A 12,161-nucleotide genomic window follows, 5' to 3' on the forward strand; every position below is an offset into this window, starting at 1 on the left:
ACAGAAACGTAAAGGATGTCCCCGGTTTCAATCGTAAAGGATGTGTCCGTTTCTACACCGCGATAGCAATTGTGCTATCAACCCATCAACCGCGCCGTACCAAACAGGCTGACCCGACTCAATTCACCCTGCTCCTCTTCCAACAAAATCGGTGCCGTACCACCGGGCATCACCACCCTCACCTCGCCCGCCGCCACCCAACCCACCCGCCCCGCCGCACACGCCACCGCACTCGCACTGGTGCCGGACGACGCCGTCGGGCCTTCGCCCCGCTCGAACACCCGAGCGGCAATCCGCCCTTGTGACTCGCGCATCGCCCATTGCAAATTGACCCCCGCCGGACACGGCCGCCCTGCACCGGTCGGCATGGCGTAGGCAATTGCCGTCAACCCTTCGGACAATCGCGCTTCGCGCATCTGCTCATTCGCCGGCAGTGCCTGCGCATCCTCCACAAGGGTCACGCAGTGCGGATTACCGACCCGCACGAACTGGCTGCGGGACCAGGCCGGATCCAGTGCCGACAGGGGTTGCACGTGGCTGAGTTCGCGACCGTTCATTGTCACCCCTTCAACCCCTTGAGCACTGACCGCCTCCGGTCCGAACGCCGGTTTGCCCAGGTCCAGCCAGAAACCTTGCACGTCCTCGACCTGCGCGGCGCTCACCGACGTTTCACCCGGTGTAGGTGCGTCAGCCTTGTCGTGATGAACCCTGAGCACACACGCCGCGTTTTCCGGAAAAAGCCCTTGGTCGCTGAGCGCCTGGGAGAAAATCGTCAGCCCGTTACCACTGCGCTCAGCCAATGTGCCGTCGGTGTTGACGATCAACAGATCAAACGGCGGCGACGTCTGAAAGGGACCGACCAGCAAGCCATCGCAGCGATGATCCTTGCTGCCGGGCGGTTGCGTGCCCGGCGCCCAAGCGCAGAACGCCTCGATGGCCGACATCGCCCATGCCGCGCGGGTTTGTGCCGCCAGACCGGCCTGTTCCGGTAAATCGATCCCTTCGCGACGCACCGCGTCAGGCGCCACTACCGCATAGATATTGCCTCGAGCATCGTAGAACAGCGTCATGGCGCCTCCCGTATAACCATCGCAGGCGTGCAACATATCGCGAAACCGTGACGGGCTGTGCAAGGATGTCACCCTGCCTGACCGCGACACCGTCCGGACGCTGATCGAACCTCATGGGTGAGTCACTGTCCCTTGGGGACGCGACGTTTTTTGCCAAGGATCGATATGACCAACCTCAACACCCAGACCACTTTCGTGCCCGGACGCCTGGAACAAATGTCCACGCGCGTGGCTTTTTTCATCGCCGGGTTCGGGATTGCCGCGTGGGCGCCGCTGGTGCCTTACGCCAAGGCGCGGGCCGGGCTGGATGAAGGGACCCTCGGCCTGCTGTTGTTGTGCCTGGGGGTGGGCTCGATTCTGGCGATGCCGATGGCCGGGATTCTGGCCACGCGTTTCGGCTGCCGGCGGGTGGCGGTGGGTGGGACGCTGTTGATCTGTGCGGCGCTGCCGATGTTGGCAACGGTGTCGTCGATTCCAGCGCTGATCGCCGCGTTGTTCATGTTCGGCGCGGGCCTGGGCACCGTAGATTCGACGGTGAACCTGCAAGCGGTGATCGTCGAACGGGCCAGCGGCAAGACCATGATGTCGGGTTTCCACGGGCTGTTCAGCCTGGGCGGGATTGTCGGCGCGGCGGGTGTCAGTGCCCTGCTCGGCTTCGGGGTTTCGCCATTGGGGGCGATGCTGGTGGTGGTCGTGCTGCTGCTGATCGCACTGTGCAAAGCCGCGCCGCACCTGTTGCCTTACGGCAGCGAAAGCTCCGGACCGGCGTTTGCCGTTCCCCACGGCATCGTGCTGTTCATCGGCGGGATGTGTTTCATCGTGTTCCTCGCCGAGGGCGCGGCGCTGGACTGGAGCGCGGTGTTCCTCGCGCAGGAGCGCGGGATCGACACAGCGTATGCAGGGTTGGGTTATGCGGCGTTTGCGCTGACCATGACGGTCGGCCGGTTGACTGGTGACAAGATCGTCCGGCGCCTCGGCGCGACACGGGTGATCGTGTTCGGTGGCCTGACGGCCGCAGCGGGCCTGTTTCTGGCGACGTTTGCCCCGAACTGGGAGATGGCGCTGGTGGGTTATGCACTGCTGGGCGCGGGTTGTTCGAACATCGTGCCGGTACTGTATACCGCGGTGGGCAAGCAGACGGTCATGCCTGAAAGCGTTGCCGTGCCAGCGATTACCACGCTGGGTTACGCGGGGATTCTGGCGGGGCCGGCGGTGATCGGGTTCATCGCCCACGGCAGCAGTTTGAGTTTTGCCTTTGGGTTGATGGCGGTGTTGCTGGTGGCGGTGGCCATTGGCGGGAAAGTATTGAAAGTCTGAAAAGCATCGCGGGCAAGCCCGCGATGAAGGCGCCGCGCTCTATCAGAACCCGACGCTGGCCTGCACAAAGAACGTGCGCGGTGCGCCGACGTACATGCCCGAGTTGTTGTCACTGGAGCGGGTGAAGTACTGCTTGTCGAAAATGTTTTTCACCCCGGCGCCGACTTTCAGGTTGGACAGCTGCGCGCCAAAATCATAACCCCCACGCACGTTCCAGGTGACATAACCGGGAATGTCGCCGTACTGACCGTCGGCAGTGCCTTCGGTGATGTAGTTGTTGGTGAAGCTGCCCTTGGCATTCACGGCAACGCCTGGCGAACGTTGTTTGGACTGGGCAAACGCATCGATGTTGTAGGTCCAGCGGTCGATGTCATAACGCAAGCCGGCAGTCGCAACCTGGCGCGAATAGAACGGCAGGTCACGGCCTTTGAAGCCTGGAATCTCGCCTTCATAAACCGCACGCGTGTAGGTAAAACCGGCGTTGGCGGTCAGGCCGTCAAGACGTGAGTCCAGTGCCGCCATGTCGTAGTGCACCGACGCCTCGACGCCCTGGTGCGTGGTCGCGCCGAGGTTGGTCCAGCCCGCATCGTTGCTGATGTACTGCAACTCTTTATCGAAGTCGATATAGAACAGCGTCACTTCGCCGCCCCACACATCATCGTTGTAGCGCGTGCCGACCTCATAGGTCTTGGCTTTTTCCGGCTCCAGACCGTTGGCGGTGCTGTCACCCGTACCGCCCTGGCCGAGTTGGAAATACTGCAGGCTGCCGAACGAAGTCTCGTAGTTGGCGAACAGTTTCCAGGCATCGGAGAGGTGATACATCACGCTCAAGGCCGGCAGCGGCTCGTTGCTTTCGATGCTGCGATTCTTCTCTGGCACACGCTTGCCTTCGGCATCGAGTACGGGGCGATCGTGCCAGTCGGTGCTGATGTGTTCAAAGCGAATACCGGGCGTAACGGTCCAGTTACCGACGTCGATTTTGTTATCGACATACACCGAGTTGGCCTCAGTGCCGCCGGTGCGGTCCTGATAGACATGGCCGTCCGAGTCTGCGGTCACGACCGGCTCATTACTCTTGTTCAGCTCCAGACGGGTCGCCTCCTCGTGCATGCCTTCCTTGAGGTAGCGATAACCGACGCTGACTTCCTGAGTGGTCGGACCCACGTCGAACACATGGGACACTCGTGGTTCGATACCGAAGGTGTAATAGGTGCGCGGGAACGAGCCGATAGTCTTCTGATCACGAGCGGCGATGTTGCTGCCCCGGAAGCTGTCGGAATAGTAGGTCAGCACTTCCGCCTGCGTGCGGTCATCAATCTGCCGCGCCCACTTGAACGAGATGTCCTTGCGGCGTCCCCTGAAGTTGTCGTTGTCACGGTCGGACTGAAACGGATCGGCGTCGTACTGCTTCTGGGTCAGGCCGCCAGGCATGTCAGCACTGGCGTCGTAGTAATGCAGGTTGAGGCTGAAATCATCGACATCGGTCGGTGCCCAATGGGTCTTGAGAATTACGTCATCAATGTCGTTGCCGTTGTTGCGCTCGCGGTAACCGTTGCCGTTCACGCCCGAGTACAACAGCGCCACACCCATGCCGTTGTCCGCGGTGCCGCCGACGAATGCCGTATCGATGTGTTTCCAGCCACCGTGCTGGGAGGTTTCCAGGGTGGTGCCGATTTCGGCGGAGGCTTTTTCCGGGATGGCGCGGGTCACGAAGTTGATCACACCGCCGACGTTCTGCGGCCCGTAGCGCACGGAACCGGCACCGCGCACGACATCGATGCTGTCGAGGTTGCCGGAGGAAATCGGTGCCATCGACAGCTGCGGCTGGCCGTACGGTGCGAATGCGGCCGGCACGCCGTCGATCAGCACCGTGGAGCGCGGCGACAGGCGCGACGTCAGGCCACGCACGCCAACGTTCAGGGAGATATCGCTGCCGCCAGTGCCGTTGGCTTCTTGCACCTGCACACCGGGTACGCGCTTCAACACATCGCCGACGTTCATCGCGCCTTGCTCGACCATGGCTTCGCGGCGAATCACCGTGCGGGCGCCGGGGTGGTTTTGCACCACGGCGGCATCGGCGTCACCCAGCCAGTCGCCGACGACCTTGATGTCGGTCACACCCAGTTCCAGAGGGCCATTGGTGGCGGAAGTCGGCGCTGGCGTCAGAGTCACCGAACCCTCGTCGATCTGATACTCAAGGCCGCTGCCTTGCAGCAAAAGGCGCAGAGCCTGTTCCGGCGAGAGGTTGCCATCCACCGCCGGGGCCTGTTTACCGGCGACCAGGTCAGGACTGAAAAAAACCTGCAACGACGTTTGTTGGCCCAGTTCACTCAGCGCCTGACCCAAGGGTTGCGCCGGGATGTGAATGGCATCGGCGGCAAAGGCCTGGGGCAGCGCAACGTTGACCGCCAGCGCAAGGCCCAGCGGCAACCAAAGGAATTTGTTGTTTTTAGCGGTGGTTTTTTTCACGTCGAATCTAGCCCTGTGGATCGCAAGAGTATGCGTTTGTTAATGCAAACCAGTTGCAGTTAGGCTAGAAGACGATGAACTCGAAAAAAACCTGAATTTATTGTGAAATTATTTCCTGACTGCCGTCATCGAGGGTGCGCACGGCCACCGGCAGGATGTTCGGCAAGGCCTTGAGCAGTGCGTCGGTGTTGTCGGATTTGAACACGCTGGTCAGGCGCAGATTGCCCACTTTGTAGTTGCTCACGGTCAGCGGTTTCTCCCGATAGCGCGACACTTCCTCGGCCACTTCGGCCAGGCTGGCGTTGTTGAACACCAGTTTTCCGCTGCGCCAGGCGGTCAGTTCTGCGGGGTTGACGGCATACGCTGCCGCGACTGTGCCTTGGGCATCGACGCGGGTACCGAGCCCCGCAGTGAGACTGATGAATTCGTTGTCCGCCGCCTCGCGCCCCTGAACCTTGACCGTGCCCTGCTCCACCACGACCCGGGTTTCGCTGACACCGCGACGCACATCGAAACGCGTGCCGGTGACCGTGACTTTGCCGCTGCCCGCCTCGACCACGAACGGCCGATCGCTGTCGTGCGCAACGCTGAACATCGCCTCGCCTTCCGTCAGCTCAATGCTTCGACGGCCATTGTCATAGCGCACCTGAACGCGACTGCGGCTGTTCAGATCGATCACCGAACCGTCCGGCAACGCCACCTGGCGACGTTCGCCCAAGGCCGTCGAAAACTCGGCGGTGTAAGGCGTGGGTTGATTCAAACCGCTGAACAGCCCCAGGCCGAGTGCCACCGCCAACACACTGGCCGCCACGGCATAACGCACCAGCGGGCGACGTTTGCTGCGCGCCGGCGGGGTTTCGCACAAGGCTTGCAGGCGCGCACGCGGCACCAGCTCTGCGGCGGTCCACAGACCCTGAAGCAATTGAAATTCGTCGCGATGCTGAGGATGCTCGTTCAGCCACACCTCGAAGCGACGATGCTCTTCGACGTCAACGGCCGGTTCCTGCAAACGCACAAACCACTGCGCCGCCTCATCGCGAACCGTTGTTTGCCCGCACGCACAATCACGAGTATCCATCATGGAAGTTCCTGTTTGGCTGGGGGTGGGAGCGCGCGGCCGATCATGATTGCAAACCGTCGAGGCGGTCGCGCAGATGCCGCAGGGTGCGGATCATATACTTTTCCACCATGTTCTTGGACAGACCCAGGCGTTCGGCGATTTCAGCCTGGGTCAGGCCTTCGATCTTTTGCCACACAAATACCTTGAGGCAATTGACCGGCAACTCGGTGAGCGCCCGTTCAATGGAGTCAGCCAACTGGATCGCCTGCATGAAATGCTCCGGGTCGCCGGACGACGACACACTGTGATCGATCGCCTCCGACTCCATGGCGCCCCGCCGATCCTCACGCCGGTAACCATCCACCGCGATGTTGCGCGCGGTCTGGTGCAAATACGCCCGGGGCTGTTCGATCGCCGCCGAATCGGACTCAAGCACCCGCACGAAGGTGTCGTGGGCCAGATCCTCGGCCTGCTGACGATTTCTCAGGCGACGGGTCCAGGTGCCAACCAACTCTTCGTAATGCTCGAAAAAGCCGTGTCTGCGGGGCAACTTGGGGGTCATTGCGGTGTGCTGTGAAGACGGGGCGTGAATAGTAATGCTTCCTATTAACCGGAAGCAATGGGGCGCTGACAGGCGCCCGTTTTCTAGGCTGAAACCTGCCCCTGCAATCGTCGCCCGACAACGTCCAGCAAATCACAGCCATCGCGCAACGAAGTCACCAACACCCGCGCCAATTCACTGTGGATACCCTCGCCACACGCAAAACTCTCCAGCAATTGCGTTGCGGTACGAATGCGATAAGCCGCCGTTTCATGCAACACGTCCAAGGGTGCTTCAGTGTCGATCAGCAATGACGGGACGCTGCAGTCGATGCCGGTGACAGGCATGTATCGATCCATGACGAAAAACCTCCATTGGGAAAAAGGAACGTAAATATTCAGCGCGGGCAGTTGGACGCGCCTTCAGACAAGCCACGGGGCGGTTCCAGGTTGTCCAGTGCTCGATTGACCAGTAACTCACCCAGCGCGGACAGTTGCTGAATGGCCAAAATTACATGGCGACGCGGGCCTTCCAGTTCACGAGCGAGATCGGTGGCCATCACACTGAGGGAAGCAAGGGTTTCAGAGGCGTGGCAGAGCATGGATTCCGTGTCGACATCCGGGACGACGGCGAAGAATTGGCTGGGTGGTTCGAGGCGAGTGTGAGTGCGCAGGGGCACGCTGACGAGTTGTTCGGTGGGTTTGGAACGTTTGGGTGAAGGGACGGTGGTGCTGGCCGAAAGGCCTGATGATTCGGTTGCGGTTGGGCTGGACTTTTTCACGCCGGAGCTCCTTGCAAAGTTTAGAAAGTGCCTGTCTCTTGCCTTCAACCATATTTGATTGATGGTCATACATGAGGGAACGGTAGATTTATTACCAGAAAATTCAATTTTATTAATCAAATTAATGAACATCTGTGTAATTAAATGATTCATATCCCGAGCACTTCCTAGTTACTGTAAGAGAATTCTTTAGCAGAGTAGGCAACGTCTTACACATAGTGACGACACCTACTCGCACAATGAAAATTCGTTCAACCACTGTTGGATTATTTTCAAAATTATCATTTTTGTCCGAGCTTCAGATGTGTAGGATGCTGCGCTCAATGAGAGCCACCTACGCACACGCAATATATTGCAACAACAGGCAAATGGTAGATATTTTAATGCACAAAAAAGACAGAACAGAAAAACTAAAAAACAACATAAAGTACCTGATAAAGAGCCGTGGTGAAACGCGGCTCTCCTTGTGTAACTCCAGCGGCCTGACTCGAACCACCATCTATAACATTTTGGAAGGACGGGTTGTCCATGTACAACAATCTACCATTCGGAAAATATCGGATTTCTTTGGCGTCTCATACAAGGAAATAGAGACGGTAGATTTTGAAGAAAAAGAAATTATAGAGAGCAGCGCCTCTCCGGATGGAAATATGAATCCTGCAGCCGTCCCAATTATTAGAGAGAGCTTGCTGATGCAGAGTCTTGACAAAAGAATTGGCGAACTGACTATCACGCATCCACTGACATATTACTTCGGACCGGACTGTAATTTAATAGGCGTGTTTCTCGAGAATGAAATCAGTGAAATGAACGAGGCGGGGGATCTTTTGATAGTCAAAAGGGGCTTATCAAATGGCAGCGCAGACAAATTAGGATACAACAAGGTAACAAACAGGCTGACCATAGCCATCGACAACCACTTCGACTCTGACACCACTTATATTATTGGAGATATTTTAGAGGAAAGGTTTAATGGAAAACAGGATTGAACTCGAAAACAGCAAATACAAATTATTAGGATTTGAAAAAAACAAAAACCTTGTCATCATAATGATTATCTCCACAGGAAAAATCATAAAAGTCAGGTTAGGCGAAATATTAAAAAGCGAAATAATAGACAATCTGAACAAGGTAGAAATAAAGGACATTTATCGAAAATATTATTCTGGCGGCACTGCCCTAACTACCTACGAAATGAATGATCGCCACGAAAGGTCGTGGATGACATATGTTGCCCTTAACCTGCTGCTTTTCGCACTTTACATCTTCACAAATGTTGCAGCGACAAAACTTGTATATATAGAACTATTTGACATAACCGTTACTCCTGGCGTTTTTCTGTACCCACTGACGTTTTTAGTAGTTGACATACTAAATGAGTCTTACGGCCTCAAACTCGCAAGACGAGCCATACTGTTTGCTTTCGCAAGCAACGCATTTATCATCATATTACTAAGTGGAACCAGCTATCTTCCCGGTTTAGCCGGATGGAGTCTCGACAAACCCTACAGCGAGGTGATTGCACATGTGTCATCTGTATTGATAGCCTCCTGCATATCCTTCCTTTTCTCTGAATACATCAACTCTTATTTATTGTGCAGGATAAAAAAACTAACAAACTCCAGATTTTTATTTATACGAGTGTTCTTCAGTACTTTTTTTGCAGTAATAATAGATAGCTTTCTGTTTTGCTTTATAGCATTTTATGGAACCATGAAAAATAGCGACATACTTCATATCATCTATATTCAAATAACTATAAAAATGTGCTTCGCATTTTTCAATATTTTACCTGCTTACGGAGCAAGATCACTATTTAAAAGATATATAGCTGCAGGTCAACCCGCATAAGATCTGGAGGGAGTTGGCACTATCGGCCAACTCCCTCAGCCGTTGATTTTTTTAGAGCCCTAGTTTTATTTTTAAACTGCTCCTGACCTGCGCTTCGTTTTCCAGAAACTCACTCAACCCTTTCCCACGAAGAGCACATGCATCACAGTCGGCACACCCACTTCCCGTTATACCGTTATAGCAAGTCAATGTGTGATAGCGAACCAAATCCAGCCGATTATGGTAATCAGCCAAAGCCCAAGTCTCAGCTTTATTCAACCTCATAAGCGGAGTTTCTATCCGCAATCTATAGTCCATACCCAAGTGGATGGCGCTGTTCAACACTTTGACAAACTCATCACCACAATCAGGATAACCAGAGCTCTCTGTTTCACAGACACCTGTAATAACAGCCTCGGCGCCCACTTGATAGGCATAAATTGAAGCCAGAGTTAAAAACAGAATATTCCTGCCCGGTACGAATGTATCCGGCACCCCGGCTCCGGTACTCCGCGCAATAGGAATGTTGTCACGCGTCAAGCTGCTAACGGCCAATTCATTCAGCAATGAAGTGTCCAATACTTTGTGCACCTTCACGCCAAGTTGTTTCGAAAGCTGTTGCGCCACTTCGATTTCCGCACGATGCCGCTGGCCGTAATCAAACGTAAGGCAATGAATTTCATCGTACATCGGCAGTGCATGGATCAAGCAGGTGGTTGAGTCTTGTCCACCGCTGAAAACGATAACGGCCTTTCTGGTCATGGTTCGTTCTTCCTTGGGGTAACCCGGCAAAGTGCCGGGGGCCGTTGACCCTACCGGGAAGCTCAAAACCTGGCTGTGGGAAGCGTCCGAAAAGACTGTCTCCTGTTTCCGTTCGTGTCGTTTCTTTGCTGGATTACCCGCAGGGCAGCTGGGTGGACCAGTGAGGAAAAGTAGATTCAGGCACACAGCCAGCGGTCCGGCGATGGCTTTCTGACAGGCATAAAAAAACGGCGACCCTTGGGTCGCCGTTTTTCATGACATCAAGCTACCGGATTGATCGGCTTTTCCGGGTACCAGACGTCCAGCAACGGGCTGACGGTGACTTCAGTCAGTTCGCTGCGGCCTTTGAGCCAGGCTTCAACAGCAGCACGCTGCTCTTCGGACACCGAGCCACGTTTCTGCAGGCAAACCAGACCGAAGTCGTCGCCGCCAACATAGCCCAGACCGTTGGCTTCCATGGCTTCTTTCAGGAACGCGTCGAGGAAAGCATCAATGGCTTCATCAGCCAAATCTTCTTTGAAATCCAGGTTCAGCTCGAAACCCAGCTCTTGAAATTCATCGACGCACAGTTTTTTGCGCAGACGCTGGGAACGGTTAGTCGCCATTGGAACAATCCTCATAAGTAATAACGGGCGGCACTTTAGCAGTTTAAGCCGCCAATTGCCCGATTCTCTGGGTGCAACGAGTTACCGTCGGTAAAAAAATAGCGGATTAGGTGACTCGGGCACGGCACAAGCCGCTACACCTTGGGGCATAATGCCGACACGTTCATGACCACTGAGGGAAATTATCTTCATGCCCTCGTCTTTTCCCCCCTCGGCTGTAGGGTTTTATTTCAGATGATCAAATCTTTGCGTCCATTGTTGCTGGCCAGTCTTCTTCTCCCCCTGGCCCTCCCCGTTTCCGCTGCCACCATCAATACCGGGCTGTCGCCCAACGTCGAAAAAGCCCTCAAGGCCAGCAAGCTGCAGGACAATGCCCTGTCGCTGGTGATGATTCCGCTCAACGGCCCTGGCACCCCGACCATTTTCAACGCTGACGTCTCGGTCAACCCGGCCTCGACCATGAAACTGGTGACCACCTATGCGGCCCTGGAAATGCTCGGCCCGAACCATCAATGGAAAACCGAGTTCTATACCGACGGCACCCTCAACGGCGGCATTCTCAACGGCAACCTCTACCTCAAGGGCGGCGGCGATCCGAAGCTGAACATGGAAAAACTCTGGTTGCTGATGCGCGACCTGCGGGCCAACGGCGTGACGCAAGTCACCGGAGACCTGGTGCTGGACCGCAATTTCTTCGTGCAACCGCAACTGCCGGAGTTCAACGATGACGGTAATGACGAAAACAAACCGTTCCTGGTCAAACCCGATTCGCTGCTGGTCAACCTCAAGGCCCTGCGCTTCGTCGCGCGCAACGACAGTGGCCGGGTGCTGATCTCGGTGGAGCCGCCAATTGCCAGCATCCGCATCGAAAACCAGGTCAAAGCCGTCAACTCCAAGCAGTGCGCCGGTGGCGTGCGTTACAACCCGGTGACCCAGGCCGATGGCAGCGTCACCGTGACCGTCGGCGGACAGTTGGGTGAAGGCTGCAGCTCGCAGACTTACCTGTCGCTGCTCGACCACGCGACCTATACCGCAGGCGCAGTCCGGGCGATCTGGAAGGAACTGGGCGGCAGCATTCAGGGCAAGGATGTTCTGGCACCTACGCCGAAAGACGCCAAGGTCCTGGCTCGCGCCTTCTCGCCAGACCTGGCGGAAATCATCCGCGACATCAACAAGTACAGTAACAACACCATGGCGCAGCAGCTGTTCCTGAGCCTTGGCCAGAAATTCCGCACCGACGCCGACGCCGACGATGCCAAAGCAGCCCAGCGCGTGGTGCGTCAGTGGCTGGCGAAGAAAGGCATTACCGCGCCACACCTTGTGATGGAAAACGGCTCCGGCCTGTCCCGCGCAGAACGTGTCAGCGCCCGTGAAATGGCGGCGATGCTGCAAGCCGCATGGCGCAGTCCGTACTCTGCCGAGTTCATCAGTTCGATGCCGATTGCCGGCACCGACGGCACCATGCGCAAACGCTTGAAGACCACCGCGATGCGCGGTGAAGCCCACGTCAAGACCGGCACCCTGAACACCGTGCGCGCTATTTCCGGCTTCAGTCGCGACGTCAACGGCAACACCTGGGCGGTGGTGGCGATCCTCAACGACAAGGCCCCGTTCGGCGCGTCGTCGGTGCTGGATCAGGTGCTGCTGGATTTGTATCGCCAGCCGAAACTGCCTGACACGGCTTCGGTGTTGTAAACACCGCAAATCAAATGTGGGAGCTAGCCTG

12 protein-coding genes are annotated in these 12,161 nt (G+C 56.4%); 4 read left to right on the forward strand and 8 right to left on the reverse strand.

The window, feature by feature from the left end; genetic code table 11:
- Positions 1-77: 77 nt before the first annotated feature.
- Entirely contained in the window at positions 78-1,070 is a 993-nt protein-coding gene (locus tag Q7W83_RS17735; RefSeq protein WP_473656413.1) for a diaminopimelate epimerase, read from the reverse strand.
- 165 nt (positions 1,071-1,235) lie between these two features.
- Here Q7W83_RS17735 and Q7W83_RS17740 point away from each other — a divergent pair, with 165 nt between their 5' ends.
- Entirely contained in the window at positions 1,236-2,387 is a 1,152-nt protein-coding gene (locus Q7W83_RS17740; RefSeq protein WP_473656414.1) for an MFS transporter, read from the forward strand.
- 42 nt (positions 2,388-2,429) lie between these two features.
- On the opposite strand, the gene Q7W83_RS17745 is transcribed toward Q7W83_RS17740, so the two are convergent.
- The 5 genes from Q7W83_RS17745 to Q7W83_RS17765 form a co-directional block, all read right to left on the reverse strand.
- The gene (locus Q7W83_RS17745; RefSeq protein WP_150634256.1) at positions 2,430-4,856 is read right to left on the reverse strand and encodes a TonB-dependent siderophore receptor; all 2,427 of its coding nucleotides are present in this window, start codon (positions 4,854-4,856) and stop codon (positions 2,430-2,432) included.
- 97 nt (positions 4,857-4,953) lie between these two features.
- The gene (locus Q7W83_RS17750) at positions 4,954-5,937 is read right to left on the reverse strand and encodes a FecR family protein (RefSeq protein WP_150637885.1); all 984 of its coding nucleotides are present in this window, start codon (positions 5,935-5,937) and stop codon (positions 4,954-4,956) included.
- Positions 5,938-5,977: 40 nt separating this feature from the next.
- Positions 5,978-6,478: a sigma-70 family RNA polymerase sigma factor gene (locus Q7W83_RS17755; protein ID WP_473656415.1), complete on the reverse strand. Its 501-nt coding sequence runs from the start codon at positions 6,476-6,478 to the stop codon at positions 5,978-5,980.
- 83 nt (positions 6,479-6,561) lie between these two features.
- Positions 6,562-6,816: a hypothetical protein gene (locus tag Q7W83_RS17760; protein ID WP_150653043.1), complete on the reverse strand. Its 255-nt coding sequence runs from the start codon at positions 6,814-6,816 to the stop codon at positions 6,562-6,564.
- Positions 6,817-6,854: 38 nt separating this feature from the next.
- Complete coding sequence (locus tag Q7W83_RS17765) at positions 6,855-7,238, reverse strand: DUF6124 family protein (RefSeq protein WP_150634261.1); 384 nt, start codon at positions 7,236-7,238, stop codon at positions 6,855-6,857.
- A 383-nt stretch (positions 7,239-7,621) separates the two neighbouring features.
- On the opposite strand from Q7W83_RS17765, the gene Q7W83_RS17770 reads away from it, so the two are divergent.
- Positions 7,622-8,227, forward strand: a complete 606-nt coding sequence (locus Q7W83_RS17770) for a helix-turn-helix domain-containing protein (protein ID WP_150634262.1) — start codon at positions 7,622-7,624, stop codon at positions 8,225-8,227.
- Entirely contained in the window at positions 8,211-9,089 is an 879-nt protein-coding gene (locus Q7W83_RS17775; RefSeq protein ID WP_150634260.1) for a queuosine precursor transporter, read from the forward strand. The genes Q7W83_RS17770 and Q7W83_RS17775 overlap by 17 nt, the downstream gene beginning before the upstream one ends.
- A gap of 51 nt (positions 9,090-9,140) precedes the next feature.
- Here Q7W83_RS17775 and queC read toward each other — a convergent pair whose 3' ends face one another.
- Entirely contained in the window at positions 9,141-9,830 is a 690-nt protein-coding gene (gene queC, locus Q7W83_RS17780) for a 7-cyano-7-deazaguanine synthase QueC (RefSeq protein ID WP_150653042.1), read from the reverse strand.
- Positions 9,831-10,090: 260 nt separating this feature from the next.
- Positions 10,091-10,435, reverse strand: coding sequence for a YggL family protein (locus Q7W83_RS17785; RefSeq protein WP_150634698.1), 345 nt, complete (start codon positions 10,433-10,435; stop codon positions 10,091-10,093).
- Positions 10,436-10,669: 234 nt separating this feature from the next.
- Here Q7W83_RS17785 and dacB point away from each other — a divergent pair, with 234 nt between their 5' ends.
- Positions 10,670-12,130 carry a D-alanyl-D-alanine carboxypeptidase/D-alanyl-D-alanine endopeptidase gene (dacB, locus tag Q7W83_RS17790; protein ID WP_150634697.1) on the forward strand — a complete coding sequence of 487 codons (1,461 nt, stop codon included), beginning with the start codon at positions 10,670-10,672 and terminating at the stop codon, positions 12,128-12,130.
- The last annotated feature ends 31 nt before the right edge of the window (positions 12,131-12,161 follow it).

Source organism: Pseudomonas sp. 300 (assembly GCF_055803035.1).